Source organism: Mycobacterium gordonae (assembly GCF_017086405.1).
In the GTDB taxonomy this organism is placed as follows: domain Bacteria; phylum Actinomycetota; class Actinomycetes; order Mycobacteriales; family Mycobacteriaceae; genus Mycobacterium; species Mycobacterium gordonae_D.
Map to the genome: position 1 here is coordinate 5,659,632 of NZ_CP070973.1, position 18,455 is coordinate 5,678,086.

Annotated in this window: 21 protein-coding genes and 1 pseudogene; 10 read left to right on the top strand and 12 right to left on the bottom strand. The window is 65.6% G+C overall.

Translation table 11 applies throughout. The annotated features are described in order from the left end of the window. Nucleotides 1-52: 52 nt before the first annotated feature. Nucleotides 53-889: an adenylate/guanylate cyclase domain-containing protein gene (locus tag JX552_RS24040; RefSeq protein WP_205874334.1), complete on the top strand. Its 837-nt coding sequence runs from the start codon at nt 53-55 to the stop codon at nt 887-889. On the opposite strand, the gene JX552_RS24045 is transcribed toward JX552_RS24040, so the two are convergent. After that, nucleotides 838-1,047 carry a hypothetical protein gene (locus JX552_RS24045; protein WP_205874335.1) on the bottom strand — a complete coding sequence of 70 codons (210 nt, stop codon included), beginning with the start codon at nt 1,045-1,047 and terminating at the stop codon, nt 838-840. The genes JX552_RS24040 and JX552_RS24045 overlap by 52 nt on opposite strands. 33 nt (nt 1,048-1,080) lie before the next feature. Between JX552_RS24045 and JX552_RS24050 the strand changes: the two genes are divergently transcribed. Next, on the top strand, nt 1,081-1,773 hold the full coding sequence (locus JX552_RS24050) for a guanylate cyclase (RefSeq protein ID WP_205874336.1): 693 nt from the start codon (nt 1,081-1,083) through the stop codon (nt 1,771-1,773). 230 nt (nt 1,774-2,003) lie between these two features. Continuing rightward, on the top strand, nt 2,004-2,231 hold the full coding sequence (locus JX552_RS24055; protein ID WP_205874337.1) for a hypothetical protein: 228 nt from the start codon (nt 2,004-2,006) through the stop codon (nt 2,229-2,231). A 263-nt stretch (nt 2,232-2,494) separates the two neighbouring features. On the opposite strand, the pseudogene JX552_RS24060 reads toward JX552_RS24055, so the two are convergent. Both JX552_RS24060 and JX552_RS24065 read right to left on the bottom strand, forming a co-directional pair. Next, a pseudogene (locus tag JX552_RS24060) lies at nt 2,495-3,036 on the bottom strand (hypothetical protein); the annotation flags it as partial. Between the two features lie 366 nt (nt 3,037-3,402). Next, nucleotides 3,403-3,762 carry a hypothetical protein gene (locus JX552_RS24065; RefSeq protein WP_205874339.1) on the bottom strand — a complete coding sequence of 120 codons (360 nt, stop codon included), beginning with the start codon at nt 3,760-3,762 and terminating at the stop codon, nt 3,403-3,405. A 364-nt stretch (nt 3,763-4,126) separates the two neighbouring features. Here JX552_RS24065 and JX552_RS24070 point away from each other — a divergent pair, with 364 nt between their 5' ends. Next, complete coding sequence (locus JX552_RS24070; protein WP_241010697.1) at nt 4,127-4,519, top strand: DUF732 domain-containing protein; 393 nt, start codon at nt 4,127-4,129, stop codon at nt 4,517-4,519. A gap of 410 nt (nt 4,520-4,929) precedes the next feature. Here the strand turns inward: JX552_RS24070 and JX552_RS24075 are convergent, their stop codons facing one another. Genes JX552_RS24075 through JX552_RS24095 form a run of 5 tightly spaced genes read right to left on the bottom strand, consistent with a single transcriptional unit; the run spans nt 4,930 to nt 8,345 of the window. Next, nucleotides 4,930-5,934, bottom strand: a complete 1,005-nt coding sequence (locus JX552_RS24075) for a ferritin family protein (RefSeq protein ID WP_205874340.1) — start codon at nt 5,932-5,934, stop codon at nt 4,930-4,932. Between the two features lie 3 nt (nt 5,935-5,937). After that, nucleotides 5,938-6,249: an MmoB/DmpM family protein gene (locus JX552_RS24080; protein WP_205874341.1), complete on the bottom strand. Its 312-nt coding sequence runs from the start codon at nt 6,247-6,249 to the stop codon at nt 5,938-5,940. Continuing rightward, nucleotides 6,246-6,581: a Rieske 2Fe-2S domain-containing protein gene (locus tag JX552_RS24085; protein WP_205874342.1), complete on the bottom strand. Its 336-nt coding sequence runs from the start codon at nt 6,579-6,581 to the stop codon at nt 6,246-6,248. Before JX552_RS24085 ends, JX552_RS24080 begins: the two co-directional genes overlap by 4 nt. Then, nucleotides 6,568-6,819: a toluene-4-monooxygenase system B family protein gene (locus tag JX552_RS24090; RefSeq protein ID WP_205874343.1), complete on the bottom strand. Its 252-nt coding sequence runs from the start codon at nt 6,817-6,819 to the stop codon at nt 6,568-6,570. The genes JX552_RS24085 and JX552_RS24090 overlap by 14 nt, the downstream gene beginning before the upstream one ends. Before the next feature lie 5 nt (nt 6,820-6,824). Continuing rightward, entirely contained in the window at nt 6,825-8,345 is a 1,521-nt protein-coding gene (locus JX552_RS24095) for an aromatic/alkene/methane monooxygenase hydroxylase/oxygenase subunit alpha (RefSeq protein ID WP_205874344.1), read from the bottom strand. 365 nt (nt 8,346-8,710) lie between these two features. Between JX552_RS24095 and JX552_RS24100 the strand changes: the two genes are divergently transcribed. Continuing rightward, complete coding sequence (locus JX552_RS24100) at nt 8,711-9,196, top strand: MarR family winged helix-turn-helix transcriptional regulator (protein WP_241010698.1); 486 nt, start codon at nt 8,711-8,713, stop codon at nt 9,194-9,196. 202 nt (nt 9,197-9,398) lie between these two features. Here the strand turns inward: JX552_RS24100 and JX552_RS24105 are convergent, their stop codons facing one another. Then, complete coding sequence (locus tag JX552_RS24105) at nt 9,399-9,944, bottom strand: AAA family ATPase (protein WP_205878654.1); 546 nt, start codon at nt 9,942-9,944, stop codon at nt 9,399-9,401. 39 nt (nt 9,945-9,983) lie between these two features. After that, entirely contained in the window at nt 9,984-11,057 is a 1,074-nt protein-coding gene (gene ychF / locus JX552_RS24110) for a redox-regulated ATPase YchF (RefSeq protein ID WP_205874346.1), read from the bottom strand. An 84-nt stretch (nt 11,058-11,141) separates the two neighbouring features. Between ychF and JX552_RS24115 the strand changes: the two genes are divergently transcribed. Continuing rightward, nucleotides 11,142-12,410 (top strand): DUF6542 domain-containing protein, encoded by a 1,269-nt coding sequence (locus JX552_RS24115; RefSeq protein ID WP_205874347.1) that lies wholly within the window; start codon nt 11,142-11,144, stop codon nt 12,408-12,410. A gap of 5 nt (nt 12,411-12,415) precedes the next feature. Here the strand turns inward: JX552_RS24115 and JX552_RS24120 are convergent, their stop codons facing one another. Further along, nucleotides 12,416-13,429 (bottom strand): 4-hydroxy-3-methylbut-2-enyl diphosphate reductase, encoded by a 1,014-nt coding sequence (locus tag JX552_RS24120; protein WP_205874348.1) that lies wholly within the window; start codon nt 13,427-13,429, stop codon nt 12,416-12,418. Between the two features lie 89 nt (nt 13,430-13,518). Between JX552_RS24120 and JX552_RS24125 the strand changes: the two genes are divergently transcribed. Genes JX552_RS24125 through JX552_RS24140 form a run of 4 tightly spaced genes read left to right on the top strand, consistent with a single transcriptional unit; the run spans nt 13,519 to nt 16,781 of the window. After that, a complete protein-coding gene (locus tag JX552_RS24125; RefSeq protein ID WP_205874349.1) occupies nt 13,519-14,145 on the top strand; it encodes a lipid droplet-associated protein in 627 nt (208 codons plus the stop codon). After that, nucleotides 14,142-15,395, top strand: coding sequence for an exodeoxyribonuclease VII large subunit (xseA, locus tag JX552_RS24130; protein ID WP_205874350.1), 1,254 nt, complete (start codon nt 14,142-14,144; stop codon nt 15,393-15,395). The genes JX552_RS24125 and xseA overlap by 4 nt, the downstream gene beginning before the upstream one ends. Continuing rightward, nucleotides 15,385-15,630: an exodeoxyribonuclease VII small subunit gene (locus tag JX552_RS24135; protein ID WP_205878655.1), complete on the top strand. Its 246-nt coding sequence runs from the start codon at nt 15,385-15,387 to the stop codon at nt 15,628-15,630. The genes xseA and JX552_RS24135 overlap by 11 nt, the downstream gene beginning before the upstream one ends. Nucleotides 15,631-15,683: 53 nt before the next feature. Further along, nucleotides 15,684-16,781 carry a 3-beta-hydroxysteroid dehydrogenase gene (locus JX552_RS24140; RefSeq protein ID WP_205878656.1) on the top strand — a complete coding sequence of 366 codons (1,098 nt, stop codon included), beginning with the start codon at nt 15,684-15,686 and terminating at the stop codon, nt 16,779-16,781. Nucleotides 16,782-16,787: 6 nt separating this feature from the next. On the opposite strand, the gene JX552_RS24145 is transcribed toward JX552_RS24140, so the two are convergent. Then, complete coding sequence (locus JX552_RS24145; protein ID WP_205874351.1) at nt 16,788-18,323, bottom strand: carboxylesterase/lipase family protein; 1,536 nt, start codon at nt 18,321-18,323, stop codon at nt 16,788-16,790. Nucleotides 18,324-18,455: the final 132 nt, after the last annotated feature.

The following is an 18,455-nucleotide window of genomic DNA, read 5'->3' on the forward strand; positions in this document are numbered from 1 at the left end:
TTCCCCGCGACGGCCGAACTCAACCCTAAACACCGCGCGGCGGCCTGTCAGGATGATGGGTATGGGTGATGCGCTGCATCTGGCGGTCTACGTGCTGGCCGCCGTCGCGGTGATCGAGGCCGGGGGGCTTATCGCATTGTGGCGGCTGCTGGATCAAAGCCGTCGTGAGGTCGCGGAGCTGCAGCAACGGGCCGACGTCCGCAATCGGCTGTGGTCCGGTGGCCGTGAGGCCGTCAAGACGGTCTGGAACACAGCCAACATCATGCGCAAGGAGGGCTTCGGAGCCGCCGTACGCAGCTCGATCGAGGACCTCGCCGACTGGGCTGAGGTGGAGCGGCCCGACCTGGCCCGGGTCACTCCGGACGGCCGGGTGGTGATTCTGTTCTCCGACATCGAAGAGTCCACCGCGCTCAACGAGAAGATCGGCGACCGCGCCTGGGTCAAACTCATCGGCGCCCACGACAAGCTGATGCATCAACTCGTCCAGCGCCAATCCGGGCATGTGGTGAAAAGCCAGGGCGACGGGTTCATGGTCGCTTTCTCGCGTGCCGAGCAGGCGGTGCGCTGCAGCATCGACTTGCAGCGGGTACTACGCAAGGAGGCAAAGCGCAAGCGGCACCCCGAGATTCGCGTTCGGATCGGCATTCACATGGGCCGGTCGGTGCGCCGCGGGGATGACCTGTTCGGCCGCAACGTTGCCATGGCCGCCCGCGTGGCCGGGCAGGCCGTCGGCGGCCAGGTCCTGGTGAGCGAACCCGTGCGCGACGCCGTCCACGACTGCGACGACATCCGTTTCGACGACGGACGCGAGGTCGAACTGAAAGGGTTCTCCGGCAGTCACCGGTTGTTCGCGGTGGAAGCCGAACCCGAACCCGAGCGGGACCGGTAGCCGTCGGTGTCCGATTCGACCAGCCGCTGGTGCAACCGTGCCCGGATCTCGTCGGGCGTGTAGGCACGCCGTTTCCGTTGATCGCGCACCACCAGTGCACCACCGGCGACGACACCGGCCACCCCGGCCAGCCCGATCCACTTCCAAACGTTGCGCATCGGCACAGGCTATCCCGCTCTAGAGTGCTTGGCGTGAACTCCAGCACGCTCACTTTGGACCAAGCGCTCGACGAGACCCGGACCGGCGACCTGTGGCTGTTCCGGGGCGGGTCACGGCCCGACCGCGCCATCCAGACGCTGACCAACGCGCCGGTGAACCACGTAGGCATGACGGTGGCCATCGACGACCTGCCGCCGCTGATCTGGCACGCCGAGTTGGGCGACAAGCTCGTCGACATGTGGACGGGCACCAACCACCGCGGGGTCCAGCTCAACGACGCCCGGGACGTTTTCCTGCAGTGGACCGGGCGCTACCAACAGCGCTGCTGGCTGAGGCAGTTGGCGCCGCACGCCAACCACAAGCAGGAGAACGAACTGCTGAAGGTGATCGCCCGGATGGACGGCACCGCGTTTCCGACCACCGCCAAGCTGACCGGCCGGTGGCTGCGCGGCCGGCTACCCACCATCAACGACTGGTTCCGCGGAATTCCGTTGGTAGAGAAGAAGGTCCGAGAACGGACCGAGCGCCGCAGAACCGAACAGCGCAAGATGGGCCTGTCCACGGCGTACTGCGCGGAGACGGTCGCCATCACCTACGAGGAGATGGGACTGCTGCTCACCGACAAGGACACCAACTGGTTCGACCCCGGCAAATTCTGGAGCGGTGACTCGCTGCCGTTGGCACCGGGTTACGAGCTCGGCAAGGAAATCGCGGTTATCGGCTAGTGGTGATCGGCGCCGTCGCCCCTGACTGACAGCGAGATTGCCGTAGCGGTCGTGGCACGGGGCCAATCGCAGCCGTAGCGGCAATCTCGATGCGCGGCCCGGGCGCAGCAAGGGTCGCCACCATCGGGTCCGTTGGCGATCGCCAGCGCGGCGCCGTCGCCCCTGACTGACAGCGAAATTGCCGTAGCGGTCGTGGCACGGGGCCAATCGCAGCCGTAGCCGCGATCTCGATGCGCGGCCCGGGCGCAGCACCGGTCATCACCATCGAGGCAGCCGACTGTGACACGGGTGACCACGGAGTGGGGCTGCGCCTCGGATCCAGTACCGAGCAGGAGGACGGCGGTCCTGCAGTTGGCGGTAGCGCTCGGGCGCCTCCGGTCCGCTCACTGAACGGGCTCGACGCTCCCGTCCAGGCCGAAGAAGCCCCACACGTCGAGGTCGCCCGCAGCTCACGCTGAATCGAACCTCGACATACGTGGCTTACTTCCGATCGGAAAGTGGTATCCACAGTAGTGAGCAGTCATAACGTGAGAATTGCTGAATGAATGGCGCAAGCCACACCCGTGGCGCATTGTGATCTGATCCACAAATGCGCACGACGGATGTGGCTGCGATTTTCGGAAGATTTTGTGAGTTGCGTCGCACTACTACTTACGTATCAGCCATTCCCTGGGTCGGCGGCGGGGACGGGCTCGGGCGCCGGCGGGGCCATGTCCTCCGCCGGCGGGGCCGGGTCAGGCGCGGGCGGGAGCATCTGCGGCGCCGGGTCCGGAGCGACGGCGTCGACGAGCTCAACGGGCGCATCCGGGGCCGGCGGACCATCACCCAGGTCGACATCCTCGACCGGCAGGAACATGTGGTGTGTGAATTGTGCCTGGTAGGCGCCACCGCCGCCGATGCGGACACCGCCACCCTCACCACTGGAGACCGGCGTCCCGTCCGGCAGGGTCACGGCCGTGTGGCCGCCGTTCCAGCCGATCACCAGGGCGTTGGGAGCGGTGCCCTGTTGAAAGCCGCGAGCCGCCAGCGCGGACTCTTCGTTGCCGGTGTTGAAGCGACTGCCAAAAACCGGCCGGTCAGCGGCCGCATTTGCGACCCACGAGGCCAGTCCTGAACAGTCGGTCCCGGCCGGAGAATCGCCACCCGGAATGTACGGGGTACCGGAGACCTGATTAACGAGCGCCAACAGCGTTGCTAGAGCAATCATGGCCAGGAACCTACCGACCATATGCATAGGAAATCAAAATTTGTGGCACTAATCACGCGAATTCAAATAAGCCCGTGACCTGCATATACCGCAGGCATGTCACGCAATAATATATAAAGCGAAACAGAAGTGGTTACTGTGATCGAAGATTCCATTCAGCAAATTATTCTACTCGCCTGTATCTACTTCTGAACTGCATTTATAGTCAGATCCTACATTCCTTCAGCAATGCTTGGATTGCACATCGAGCACATCGCGGGGCCCGATAATCACTGCTCTCCCGGTTAGTCTCGGGCGTGGCCGAGACCACACGAATGCGTGGACCGTGCATCGGGAACCTGCCGACGCAACCCGGAGGGTTGACGTCGGACAACGCGACGGTGTGCGAGGTTGCGGCGCTGCGACGTCAGAAACGTCGCCGATTACGGGACTTCGTCCTCTCGCTGGCTTTCCGCCATCGCACGCCTGATCTCGGCGTCCTCACGCCGGCCGGCGGCCTTGTCGCGTTCCGCCCGTTCCTCGAGGCGGCGTAGTCGCTCACGCTCACGCTGTGCCGTGGCGCCTTCGCGTTCGTCCGCCAGCCACTCTCGCTCGTCAGCGGTTTGCTCGCGTTCGTCCGCGATGCGGTCGCGCTCGTCGGCCAACCGGTCGCGCTCGTCGGCTATGCGCTCCCGTCGGGATAGGTCCCTCTCACGCTGCGCGAAATCCGCTTCGCGATCATTCCCCTCAGTAGCGCGCCGATCATGCTCGCCCGAAGCGTCGGCGCGGTCACCGTAGACCACCTCACAACTCTATCGCCGAGGGCGCGAGCGTAGGAGTGAGCCGTCGAGACCGCAGGAACAGCGTGCAGCAAAGCCGCGAGTCACGCTTTCGCCATCACGCGCGGAGACCGTCTGGCCGCGCCGGCTGGGTTGCTCCAAGTCTCGGTAGCGGGACGTGCTGTAGGGAACCGGCGATGTGGTTGTCGCCGTCCTGCGCGAGTGCAGCGGCAAGGCGCCTGACAGCGAGCGCGTGGCGCATGACCCCTGCCGGCCAGGCTGCTCTTCCTCGCCGTGTGGCCGCCCTCCGGCCTGATCTTGGCTAAAATGCCGGGTAATCGCGTCGCGGATGCCCGGCGTGCGGAAATCGTCAAGGGAGGGGAACGCCATGTTGGTGGCGCGAGCCGTAGCGTTGATCGTCCTTTCCGTCGGCTTGGCCGCACCGGCCTACGCGGACTCGACCGACGACGCTTTCATCACGAACCTCAGCACGTCCGGAATGAATTTCGGGGCGCCCGACAAGGCGATCCAGGTCGCGAAAACGGTTGTCTGCGACTCGCTCAAGGCCAACCCCAACACCAGCAACGCAGAGCTGACCACCAAGGTCACCAACGCGACGAACTGGCCAGCGCTCAATGCCGCCTACTTCACCGGTGCCGCCATCCAGGCCTATTGCCCGCAGTACGGCTCGCTGACCCCACCGAGTGTCCCCAGTAAGGTTCCTACCGCGCCGAGCACGGCGCCGGCGACTCCGTCCGCCCCTCCCGTTCAGAGCGCCTGACGCAGGTCGTCCCGCGGTGACCGCCGGCGTCATGGTCATCGACGCCTGACTTGCCGCCGGCCTCATGCGGTTCGGCGGAGTCGATCTCGTCAGGTAGGACCCACCGGGACGAGCGCAGGAGTGGTAGCAGAACCCCGACATCCCTTGCGGCACAGGCTATTCGACAAGTGCTGGCGGCACGATTAGTGCGGCGTACACCCGTAGTGCGGCGGCGTACACCCGTAGTGCGCCGTACACCCGACGCACCGGAGCCCCGATGACCGACGACGAGGTGTCGGTTCGTCCCGTTCAGACCGTCCCTGACGCTGAGTGTCATAGAGCCCGGTATCGCAGAGAGGCGGCCGCGGCTTGGGTGCGCGGGGTTCGAGCTTGAGCGCGGCTCGGCCCCCAGAGTCTGATAAGTGATGCGATCAGCCGACCCACTGGGCGCTGAACGCCGCGACCGAGCGTGCAACCCGTTCTTCGATAGCGTCGGGATCGGTGAGGGCGGCAGCGAGGCCGGCGACAGCCTGGTCGGCGCGGGGGCGCCATTTTTCGATCCACCCGTCGATGACCGTTCGGTTGGCGGGGTTCGCGCTCAGCGCGTAGCGGGCGAGTGAGACGTGCCAGGCTTGGTTGCGAGTGGTGTCGACCCGGGATTCCTGCAGCAACGCGGCGGTCAGACCGTCGCGATGATCGTTGGCCAGCCCGACGAACGCCTCCTTGAACAGCGCATCGAGTGCCGGCTTGACGACCAGGTTCAGCGCGGTGAAGGCCTCGCCCCAGTCATAGGCGAGCAGCAGGCGTTCCAGCGTTTCGCGGACGGGTTGCCAGGCCTCGTCGGTCTCCCAGATTCGCCGTGTCGCTTCGGTATTGGCCAACTGTGCGGTGGACAACTGTGCGTTGCTGGTGAGCGACAGCGACTTGGCGCGATAGGCGATCCACTGCAATGCCCGCAATTCGTCGGCGGCTTGGAAGAACGCCGCGTTGGTGATGTAGGCGCTCGGTGCGAGTTGTCCGACGTAGAGGCTGGTGATCTGCAGGACGTGCAACAGGTAGCGGGCGGGCACGTAGATACGGGCCAGGGTCTCGATCCACGCTGGATCGAGTTTGTCGTCACCGTCGAGTGCCTCGTAGTGGTCGACCAGATCCTCGGCGTAGACCTCGCGGTCGTGTTGCAGTGCGATGTAGCGGCGGTAGTTCAGTGCGGCGGGATCACGGAAACCTTCCCAGCTTTCGGCCTGCAGCGGTGAGCCTTCGCGATGTTTGAGATACCAGCGGTTGATGGCGCTGCCGGGGTCGAGGTCGAACGGCGCCGGTTGGCGGTTGAAGTGGTAGTGGAACTGGCCGGTGACGGCTTCGTACTCGGTAGGTTTACGCCGGGTGTCGCCGGCGATACTCCACGTCTTGAGTGGTCGGGTTTTCGCGGTGGTCATGTGTCAGTCCTCTCGATCCAGATACCAGTGCAGTTCGTCGTCGCCGATGTAGCGGATTCGTCCGGCGAAGCCCACCAGTGCCGGTTCCAGGGTTGCCAGCGGGAACGCTTGTCCCGCAGCTGCTTCCAGGCTTGCGCGGGTGACCCGCAGGAATCGCGGTGCGTGGATGCGGACGTAGCCTGCGTGGTCCTCGATCGTGATCGCGGCGTCGGGGTTGTCGGTGTAGATGGCGTCAGTCACAGCGGCGACGATGTCGGGGTCGAAGCCGCGTACGACGGGACCGACAAGTTTGTCCTGTTCTGCGGCGGCGGTCATCGAGTGTCTCCTTCGGTGAGCGATACGGTGATCTGGTCGCCGTCAAGGCGTACGGGGTGGCTGTGCAGCCTGCAGTTGGCCGGATTCAGCCCTGCACCTGTGGCCAGGTCGAATTCCCAGCTGTGGGCGCCGCAAGTCAAGACGTCGTTCTTGACGTCGCCGTCGATCAGCGGGAAGCCGGCGTGGGGGCACAGACCGTCGTAGGCGCGGATCTCTCCGCTCCGCAGATGGGCGAGCAGGATCGGCCGATCACCCACCTCGAATTCCGCCACCTCGCCTTCCCAGAGGTCATCGAGGGTGGCCACCGGAGTCCAGGTGCTAGCGCTGGTCATAGAAGACCTCGACATGGTCCAGTGGCCCCACACCCGATGCGCCGATCCCCGCATTGGGGTCCAGCACAATGCCGTTGTGACGCAACCGGATCGGGGCGTCTCTGGGGGCGACGCGGTGACCGACCACATGATGGGCGATCGCCGCGCTGACGGTTTCGACGCTGTCGGCGTCGTCAACCGGGATCAGCAGTTCGAGCACGTCGCCCTCGAACAATGCGGACAGGGGAAGTAGCGCCATGATTTTCAGCCCTTCGATTGGGTGGTCGATCGGCGGCGTGCACCATTGAGCGCCCAGCTGTAGTTGTCGGCGTCCTGACCCTGTTCCTCGGTCGAGAGCCCGAAGTACTGCAGAACGGTGCCGAGATCGGGTGGGCTGATCTCGCCGGACAGGACCCGGTCGATCAGAGACTGGTGACCGGCGAACCGATCGGGCCGTTGAGTGAAGATCCACTTGCACGGCTCGGAGCAGAACAGGTACCTGCGGCCGTCGTGCACATGTGTCAGCGGAGCGGAATCGGTGTGCGCGCCGACGATCACCCCGGCAGCTCGCACGATCGGCAGTTGGCACAGGTTGCACGTGATCGGCAGGGTTTCGGGCAACGTAGCGGCGATGTCGCCGTTGCGGATGTTGTCGGTGATGACGTCCCACTGCTTGCCGAAGTCGCGGTTCCAGCCGGGGTACTTCTCCTCGAGCCATAGCCGCTCCGCATCGGAGACGCCCGCGTCCGGGTTCCACCAGACCGTGGGCCGGTAATACCACACACCCAAATGGATGGCATGGTGATACCACGTCAGCTCGTCGATGAATTCTTGCCAGTACCATGGGAATTCGAGTCCATAGTCGCGGAATTGGTCGACGAACTGCTTGACGACCCAGTCCTCGATGAATTCCTTGAAGCTCATCCGCCGGCTCTCCAGTGGGGTGTAATAGTCCATCGACAGACCGGTCAGCAAAGCGAAGATGCGCCAGGACCGCCAGAACATGTGGTCGATGAGGAACTGTCCCCACTCGGCCTCGCCGTTGTCGGCGAGCACCTTGATGGTGGGCTCGCCCTGCTGGGCGTGGCGTGCCTCGTCGGTCTGGATCGAGCTGATCAGGGCGCCGAACTCCAGGTCGCCGACGTCGATGGCGTCGGCGGCCATCCCGAGGAACTGCAGATTCGTAAAGCCGGTTTCCAGGGTGAAAGTCAACTGCAGCGCGATCGATAAGGCGTCGTTCGCCACGAACATGTCGTCGAACAGATAGCGCACCGCCAGCACGATCCAGTTGTTGGTGTGGAACGCCTTGAGAGCCCAGTCACCTCGCGGTTCTTTGTCGAGCAGACCATAGGGGAAGAATGCCTGGATCTGGCCGTGGCGGATCTCATCGAGGGTGCCGAAGGTTGCGGTGTTGCGCCACGCCGCCGAGCGGCCGAACCTTCCCATTCGCGCTTCGCCGATCGAGGCCAGGTATTCGGGCATGGTGATGGCGCCGTAGTGCGCCACGATGACCGACTTCCAGCCCGGGTCGAGTTGCTCGAACAGCTTCGATCGCCCGATGGCGTTCTTGAGCGAATACGTGGTGGTGTCCTTGGTGACCTGGTTGTGCACGTACTCGCGGTAACCAATCTTGTACGGCTCGTCCCACTTGAGCCAGGCATCCGAGGAAACCCGGTGCGTGCCCGAAAGCTCTTCCGGAAACACCTCCTCGTCGGTCACGTAGCGGAACGTCCAGTTGGTGTCGCGAGCCAGGTCGTACCAGTCGCTGCGGGAAAGTTTGGGCATGTGTCGTCCTCGGTAGGGCATAAGAGCTGCGATCTGAGCCGCGTTGAGCTGCGCTGATACGCGACCGAGACCATCATCCGGTAAATCCCAAGGACTCCTAAGCATTACGTTCATGGTGATTCACAACATTCGGCCCCACCCGCGCCGCTACTACGCTGCGGTGCGCACAACACCGCGACAGCAAACATCGAAGAAGAGGTCACAGTGACAGTCACCGTTCGTCAACCGCTACGCCCGAACGAGGTCGTCCGCTGAAGTCCGACAGCGCACGCCACCGAAGCCTGGACTCCAAGATCGTCGCCGCGCTCGACCGGATCGGCGATGCTCTCCACGTGCTGGCTAGGCGGACCGCTGAAGGCCACGATTTGTCGAGCACCCAAATGCGAGTGCTCGGTTGGCTTTACGTCGGTCCGCCGCCCGTCGCCCGCAGCACCACGCTGGCCCGCGAACTCAACGTCGCCGATCCCACCGTCAGCGACGCAATCGCGGCACTGATCCGCAAAGGCTTGGTGGTGCGCACCCTGGACCCCGATGACCGCCGCCGCCATGACCTCACCCTCACCCGGGCCGGCCGCAAGAAAGCGGCCGAGCTCGCACGGTGGACCGCACCGGCAGAAGTCGCCACCTCTAGACTGGACCGCACCGAAGCCGAACAGCTGCTCGACACGCTCCTGCTCGTGATGGCCAAACTTCATGACGCGCAACTGCTTCCCGTCATGCGGGCGTGCAGCACCTGCGTCCAACTGGAAACCGTCCAGACCGATACGCGCAGCTACCGCTGCATGTTCTACGACACACCAATGACCTTCTCAGACTTGCGGGTCGACTGCGCCGACCACGTGACCGCCTAGCTGGCTGTATCCTCATGGCCGGTCCCACCTCATGACCCATTGCCGGCGACCAGACGCGTGGGGAGGCTCGAAATCTACACGCGCGCAAACCACTTTTGGATACCGCTGGCATGGCCCAGACACCGGAATCGCTGAGCAACAGAACTACTCGTTGAACCGGAGCTGCACCGCGATTTCGCCGTCGAACACCTCGGCCAAGCCGTTACCAGGCGACGCGAGCCGAAGAATCCAGGTGGGCAAGAATGTTGGCCACCGTGTCAGCGACGGTCAACTCCGTAGTGTCGAGCCAGTAACCGATACGCGGAGTCATCGAGCGAAGCCGGTGGTCGAATGTCGCAACGTCAGCGCCACCTGGCTGATACGCAAACTTCCCGCGCGTTCGCTGTCGCTCTGCGTCGCGTTCGACGACGGTGTCGATCGACGGGGCCAGGACCACGAGATACAGCGGACGGCTCTCGATGTGGTCGACGACGTGCTGCACGTGTTCTCCCAAGATGATGTCCTGCAGAACCACCGTGAACCCCGCTCGCGCATAGCGGTCGGCTGTTGCGGCCGCCAACTCATACCGCAACTGCAGTTGCCGTAGCGCTTCAGGTGCCAGCACCGCGGCACCCATATCCGCCCCACCGTTCACGATCATGCGGCGGAACACGTCCCCCCGAACATGGACGCTGTTCGGCAAGGTTTCAGCTAGCGCTTGAGCCACCGTCGACTTGCCTGCGGCCTGGATACCGGTGATGACGATGATCGACGCGCACCCATACTGCCCGTCCGGCGCGCGAGCTCGTCAGACGTTGAAGCGGAACTCCACCACATCCCCGTCGGCCATCACGTAATCCTTGCCCTCCATCCGGACCTTGCCGGCCGCCTTGGCGGCCGCCATCGAACCGGCGGCGATCAAGTCCTCGTACGAGACGATCTCGGCCTTGATGAAGCCCTTCTCGAAGTCGGTGTGGATCACACCGGCCGCCTTGGGTGCGGTGTCCCCCTGGTGAATCGTCCAGGCACGCGCCTCTTTCGGGCCTGCGGTCAGATAGGTCTGCAACTTGAGCGTGTGAAAACCGGCGCGTGCCAACGCATCCAGGCCCCGCTCTGGCTGGCCGATCGACTCCAGCAGTTCCGCCGCGGACTCGTCGTCGAGCTCGATGAGTTCGGACTCGATCGCCGCGTCCAGGAATACCGCATCGGCCGGCGCGACGAGCTCGCGTAATTCGGCGATCCGCGCGGCGTCGGTCAACACCGACTCGTCGGCGTTGAACACATACAGGAACGGTTTGGTAGTCAGCAGGTTCAGCTCGCGCAGCAAAGATGTGTCCACTCGTGCAGCAAACAACGTCTTGCCGCTGTCGAGAATCTGCTGTGCGGCCGCGGCGGCCTCATGTACCGGTCTACGCTCCTTGTTGGTGCGTGCCTCCTTCTCCAGCCTGGGCAGGGCGCGCTCCAGCGTCTGCAGGTCCGCCAAGATCAGTTCGGTCTCCACGATCTCGATGTCCGAGCGGGGGTCGACCTTTCCGGAGACATGCGTCACGTCGTCGTCGGCGAACACCCGCACCACCTGACAGATCGCATCGCATTCGCGGATATGAGCCAGGAACTTGTTGCCCAGCCCAGCCCCTTGGGATGCCCCTTTGACCAGCCCGGCGATGTCGGTGAAGGTCACCGGCGCCGGCACGACGCGAGCTGATCCGAACAGCTCGGCCAGCTTGTCCAGGCGCGGATCAGGCAGCGAGACCACACCCTCGTTCGGTTCGATCGTCGCGAACGGATAGTTGGCCGCCAACACGTTGTTGCGGGTCAGCGCATTGAACAGGGTCGACTTACCGACATTGGGCAGACCCACGATTCCCAGGCTTAGGCTCACGGGAAACCAAGTTTAGGGGGCACGCCCGCGACAAGTGTCCAGCGATATACGGGCCTTTGGCCGCAATGCCGGTACGGTCATTATGTGTCAGCGCAGCGGGAGAGAGCGGCGGTGGAGGCCAGTCACCGCTCCATCGTCCCTACCATCCCGGGGGTGCCGTGGTGGGCGGCGGTGCTCATCGCCGTCGGAGCAACGGCCGTGGGCTATGTGTTCGACGCTGGCCACAAGGAGTTGACCCACACCTTCGCGAGCCTGTACATCGCCGGATGCGTGGTGGCCGTCCTGGCGGTGCGGCAGGCGGCAGTGTTCACCGCCGTCATCCAGCCGCCGCTGATCCTGTTCTGCAGCGTGCCCGGCGCCTACTGGCTGTTCCACGGCGGCAAGGTCGACAAGTTCAAGGACCTACTGATCAACTGCGGTTATCCGCTCATCGAGCGGTTCCCGCTGATGTTGGGCACCGCCGGTGTCATCCTGCTGATCGGCCTGATCCGGTGGTACTTCGGCAAGAGCGGCCGAACCGTCGCCGAAACCGGGGACGCGGCGACGCGAGATTCGGCGCCGGAGCGGCCGTCCGCGCTCAGCGGGCTGATCGCGAAGCTGAGCGCGCTGTTGGCCGGTGGCTCTGACGACGACGCGGACGCCTCCGACGCCGCGCCACCGGCCCACTCCAGAGGCCGGGCCGCACGCAGCAGTCGGACCACCCGCAACACCAGCCGGACTGCGCAGCGGTCGGCCCGATCCCGCTCACGGCACGCACGCCCCGACGACACCTACGAACCGGGCGCCGAGCGTCCACGTCGAACCCCCACCAGAAGTCCCGTGCCACCCACCGACACCCCCGATTACGACCGGGCCGACGTGCCGCCGCGGCCACGTCGCCGCCGTCCGGACAGCGATTCGGATCTGGGCGCCTACCCACCCCGGGAAATGCGTCGCGAACCGCACCCACGGCGCAGCTCCTACGAGCGGCAGCGGCCTTCTGAGAGACCGTCGGAACGGCCTTACGACAGGCCCGAACCCCGTACCAGCCGATTCAGCCCCTACGAGACCTACGAGCGCCCCGAGCGCCCCGCGCGCTCCGAGCGCCCCGAGCGCCGTGAGCGCCCCAACCGCCATGAGCGCCGTGGATCCGGCTATGAGCCGTACCCGCCCTACGAGCCCCCCCACGAGCCGCGCAGCAGGCGCACGAACGGGTCCAACGCCAATCCGACCCACCACCCGATTTCGCAGGTCCGCTACCGCGGACAGGCGCCGCGCAGCGAGCCACGCGAGGATCGCCGCGACGAGCCACGCTCAGATCGGCCCAGCCGGCCGCGCGCCCCGCGCAGGCCGCAGAGCGAGCCCTGGGAGTAGGTCGCTCAATCCCGCGACCGGGCCGGCCGTATCTCGCGGGGCAATGCGAACACCAACGTCTCGTTGGCCGTCGTCACCGGTTGCACCATGTCGTAGCCGTGCTCGGCCAACCGCTCGAGCACACCGCTGACCAGCACCTCCGGAACCGACGCCCCGGACGTCACGCCGACGGTGGTGACGCCGTCCAGCCAGGCCGGGTCGATGTCGTCGGCCCAGTCCACCAGGTGCGCCGCGCGCGATCCTGCGTTCAGCGCCACCTCGACCAGGCGCACCGAGTTCGACGAGTTGCGCGAGCCGACGACGATCACCAGCTCGCATTCCGGCGCCATCGCCTTGACCGCGACCTGGCGGTTCTGGGTCGCGTAGCAAATGTCGTCGCTGGGCGGATCCTGCAACTTCGGGAAGCGCTGGCGCAGTCGCCCGACGATCTCCATGGTCTCGTCGACCGAGAGCGTGGTCTGGGAGAGCCACACGACCTTGTCCTCGTCACGGATGGTGACGTGCTCGACGGCCTCGACCCCGTCGACCAATTGCACGTGATCAGGCGCTTCCCCGGCCGTCCCGACGACTTCCTCGTGCCCCTCATGCCCGATCAGCAGGATGTCGTAGTCGGCGCGCGCGAAGCGCTTGGCCTCGTTGTGCACCTTGGTGACCAGCGGGCAGGTGGCGTCGATGGTTTGCAAGTTGCGCTCGGCGGCGTCGGCATACACCGTCGGTGCGACGCCGTGTGCGGAGAAGACGACGATGGCGCCCTCGGGCACCTGATCCGTCTCCTCGACGAAGACCGCGCCCGCCCTGGCCAGCGTGTCGACCACGTGCCGGTTGTGCACGATCTCGTGCCGCACGTAGACGGGAGCGCCGTGCTTCTCCAGCGCACGCTCCACCGTCTCGACGGCCCGATCCACCCCTGCGCAGTAACCGCGCGGCTCCGCCAGCAGCACCCGCTTGCGGCCCGGCGTGCTCTCGGAAGCCACCGAACTCACCGCACCAGGAATCCCCATGTCAATAGTCGGCGCCATGCCCTTCAGGGTACGTTCCGGCGACACGGAACCGCTATTTCGCCACCGCCAGCTTGGAGTTAGCCGCTGCTTGAGGCAGGCTGGGACGCATGGCTACTGCACCGTACGGGGTTCGGCTGCTCGTCGGCGCGGCGACAGTCGCCGTCGAGGAGACGATGCGACTCCCGCGAACCATCCTGATGTATCCGATGACGCTGGCCAGTCAGGCGGCGCACCTGGTGATGCGTTTCCAGCAAAACCTCGCCGAGCTGGTCATCAAAGGTGACACCACGCTGGAAAGCATCTTCCCGCCCAAGGACGAGCAGCCCGAATGGGCCACCTTCGACGAAGACCTGGAAGTTCTGGACGGCGGTGCCGCTGGCGGGTTCGCCAACATCCCGGTGGACGGCGTCGACGGCGAGCGGCGTGCCGAGGGGCGGTTCGCGTTGTACTCGGTGTCCGACACCGCCGAGTCCGCCTCGGCATCGGCGGATGCGCCCACCAAACCCGTCTCGACCCGCCCGCCGAAGTCGGCTGCCGCGGCCAACGTGCCGGCGCCGGCGATCGCTACCGAGCTCGGCTACCCGCAGCTCACCCTGGCGCAGCTCCGGGCGCGGCTGCAGTCGCTGGATGTCGCCGAGCTGGAAGCCCTGCTGGCCTATGAACAGGCCACCAAGGCCCGCGCCCCGTTCCAGACCCTGCTCGCCAACAGGATCACCCGCGCGACCGCGAAGTGACTCCGGCCGCGCAGACGAACTCCGCCGAAAATCCCTTCCCGGTACGCGCGGTCGCCATCCGGGTGGCGGGCTGGATCGACAAACTGGGCACCGTCTGGGTCGAGGGCCAGTTGGCCCAGATAAACGTGCGCCCGAACTCCAACACGGTGTTCATGGTGCTGCGCGACCCCGCGGCCGATATGTCGCTCTCGGTCACCTGCTCCCGCGATCTGGTGTCGAGCGCGCCGGTGCGACTGATTGAGGGTACCCAGGTGGTGGTCTGCGGCAAGCCTTCCTTCTATACGGGCCGGGGCACATTCTCGTTGCGGCTCAGTGAAATTCGTGCCGTGGGTGTCGGTGAGCTGCTGGCCCGCATCGAGCGGTTGCGCCGGCTGCTGGACGCCGAGGGATTGTTCGACCCACGGCTGAAGCGCCCGATCCCGTTTCTGCCCAACATGATCGGGTTAATCACCAGCCGGGCCAGTCATGCCGAACGCGATGTCACGACGGTCGCCGAAGCACGTTGGCCCGCAGTCCGATTCGCGATCCGCCATGCCGCGGTACAGGGGGTCAATGCCGTCGCACAGGTCGTCGAGGCGCTGCGCGACCTGGACGGACATCCCGAGGTGGACGTGATCGTGATCGCGCGCGGCGGCGGCAGCGTCGAGGATCTGCTGCCGTTCTCCGACGAGACACTATGCCGCGCGATCTCGGCCTGTCGAACGCCGGTGATCAGCGCGGTGGGACACGAGCCCGATAACCCGCTCTGCGATCTGGTCGCCGACCTGCGCGCCGCCACCCCCACCGACGCGGCCAAGAAAGTGGTTCCCGACACCTCCGCGGAACAACGCCTGATCGCCGACCTGCGCCGGCGCAATGCGCAGGCGCTGCGCAACTGGGTGTCCCGCGAAGAGCGGGCGCTGGCCGCGGTGCGCAGCCGTCCGGTGCTGGCCGACCCGCTGCGGATGGTGACCAGCCGCAGCGACGAAGTCGAGCGCGCCCGGTCCGCACTGCGGCGTGACATCAACCGGTTGCTCACCGCGGAAACCGAGCGCGTCGGCCACCTCGCCGCGCGGCTGTCTACGCTGGGCCCGGCCGCCACCCTGGCGCGCGGCTACGCCGTGGTCCAGGTGCTGGCAGCAGACCTGTCCCCAGACGATGGGCAGATCCTGCGCTCCGTCGACGACGCGCCGGCCGGCACCAGGCTGCGGGTGCGGGTCGCCGACGGCGCCATCGCAGCGGTGAGTGAAGGGCGTGCCGATGGTTCCTGAACAACAACGCGAGACGTCGCCGGTTACGCCCATTAGTCAGCTCGGCTATGAAAATTGCCGAGATGAGCTAATCGAAGTGGTGCGGCTTCTGGAACAGGGTGGGCTAGATCTGGACACGTCGCTGACGCTGTGGGAAAGAGGCGAGCAACTAGCCAAACGGTGCGAGGAGCACTTAGCTGGTGCCCGCCAACGCGTCACCGATGCACTGGCGTCGGGCGAAGCTCCGGAAAGCTGAGTGCCGCAAAACTCGTCCGCGAACTTGGTTCCGAACTGGAACACGTTTCAGTTATTCTCTCCCGCATGGGTGATCCATCACTGACAACCGAACTCGGCAGCGTCCTGGTCACCGGGGGCTCCGGCTTCGTCGGCGCTAACCTGGTGAGGACCTTGTTGGAGCGTGGCCATCGGGTCCGCTCCTTCGACCGCGCCCCCTCGCCACTGCCGCAGCACCCGAATCTGGAAGTGCTGCAGGGTGACATCACCGACAAGGCGGTCTGCGCGGCGGCGGTCGACGGCGTCGACACGATCATCCACACCGCGGCGATCATCGACCTAATGGGTGGCGCGTCGGTGACCGAGGAATACCGGCAGCGCAGTTTCTCGGTCAACCTCGGCGGCACCCAGAACCTGGTGGAAGCCGGCCAGAAGGCCGGCGTGAAGCGGTTCGTCTACACCGCCTCCAACAGTGTGGTGATGGAGGGTCAGAACATCGCCAACGGCGACGAGACGATGCCCTATACGAACCGCTTCAACGATCTCTACACCGAGACCAAGGTGGCCGCCGAGAAGTACGTGCTATCCCAGAACGGTGCCGAGGGGATGCTCACCTGCTCTATCCGTCCCAGCGGCATCTGGGGCACCGGCGACCAGACGATGTTCCGCAAGCTGTTCGAAAGCGTGCTCAAGGGTCACACGAAGGTTCTGGTCGGCCCGAAATCGGTGAAGCTGGATAACTCCTACGTACACAATCTGATTCACGGCTTCATCCTGGCCGGCGAGCACCTGGTGCCTGGGGGTAGCGCCCCCGGCCAGGCCTACTTCATCAACGACGGTGAACCGATCAACATGTTCGAGTTCGCCCGGCCGGTGATCGAGGCATGCGGCGAGAAGTGGCCGACGATCCGGATCCCCGCTCCCCCGGTGCGGTTGGCGATGACGGCATGGCAACGGCTGCACTTTCAATTCGGTGCCCCCGCACCGCTTCTCGAGCCGTTGGCAATCGAGCGCATCGCCATCAACAACTACTTCTCGATCGACAAGGCCCGCCGCGACCTGGGCTACGAGCCGCTGTTCACCACCGAGCAGGCCCTCAAGGAGTGCCTGCCGTACTACGTGGACCTGTTCCACAAGATGAAGACCGAGGCGCAGGCCGCCAAGAAGAAGTAGCGGCTGCTACCGGAAACTCACCATTTCGGCACCCCAGGCGTCCCGGATCCGGGCGTCGACGTCGTGCACGACCGTGTCGGCTTTGTCGATCACCAGGCAGGCCCGATCGGTCACGTCGTAGCGCGGCCACAGCGTTTCACCCGCCGGGCCGGTCGGCTCACCGCCGGTGGCGAAGTTGATCCACCGGGCCTGCATCCGCTGGGAGACCGCCGTCGCGGTCCTGGCCCCGCCCAGCTTGAGTGTCACGTCCTGCGGCCCACCGAGAGTGCCCCAGACATAAGGCAATTCGGTGGCGTGGGCGGCGCGGACAAGGAGCAGCTTGAACAGGGGTGTCGCGTAGTCGAACCGGTACAGGTACACCGGCGCGACCGCGCTGTGCCCTTGGGCCAGCCACATCGTGGGCAACCGGAAACCGATATCGGTGGCCATGTTGACCACGCGCGATTTGTGCCGGCCGGTGTAGGCCGATCCGATCTCGTCCACGGTCGGCAACTGCAGGTCGGGCTGCTCGGCGGCGATCTGGTCGAACATCGACGTGATGGCGCGAGGAGTGATCGGCATCAGCGGTGAGCGCATCAACCTGAACAGCGCCGCCTCGTTCTTGTTGGTGCCGATGACCAGCGGAACCGGCAGCAGCCGGCCTTCCTGCGCCAGTTTGACGGGATAGTCGTGCAGCAGGTCGCCGTCGACGATCGGGACGAAGGCCAGCGTGCCCGGATTGCGCACGGGCACTTCGTTGAACACTTCCTGCGTTGCGGCGACGAGCGCCTCGGTCGACACCTCGGTCAGCTTCCGCACGTCGGGAGCGCCGATACCCAGCTTCTCCAGGAAGGTCGAGGCGACCCGGCGGCCCCTTTCCCGGTCGTATACCGAGGTGGCCGGGGAGCTCTGGGCGATGGCACGGACGAACAGACCCTCGGCCGCCGGGCAGGCGAGCAGGGTGGTGACCAGCCCCGCACCCGCGGATTCGCCGAACACGGTGACGTTGCCCGGGTCGCCGCCGAACGCCGCGATGTTGTCGCGCACCCAGGCCAGGCCCGCCAGCACGTCACGCAGCCCGATATTGGATTCGAACGGTCGCTGCCAGGTACTGAAGGACGACAGGTCCAGAAAGCCCAGCGCGCCGATCCGGTAGTTGAGCGTGACCACGATGACGTCGCCGGTGCCCGCCAGCGCGCGACCGTCGTAGAGCGGCTGGCTTCCCGAACCCAGCACGTAGGCGCCGCCGTGCAGCCACACCATCACCGGTTTGCCGGCGCCGGGCTGCACGCCGGCGGGCGCCCAGATGTTCACGCGCAGGCAGTCCTCGCCCAACGGCGCACCCAGGTCGAGCGGCATCCTGGGTACCACCGGCTGCGGGCAGGCCGGGCCGTATTCGGTGGCGTCGGCAACCTCGATCCACCGCTGCGGCGGTTCGGGTGACCGGAAGCGCAGGTCGCCGAGCGGCGGTGCCGCGTAGCGGATGCCCTTCCAGAATTTGACGCGACCGTCGTCGCCGCCCCGGACCGGGCCGTATCCGGTCTCGACTACTTCGGTCGCCATCGCCTTCGAACTCCTGATTCCGCGCCAAGCCACAGATGGCCATGGCACAAACGTCCGCTCCACTTTAGTCGCGTTCCGCGGGTGCGCTGGTGCTGGAGGCCGTCGCCGCTAGGGTTGCCTTCAACACTGACG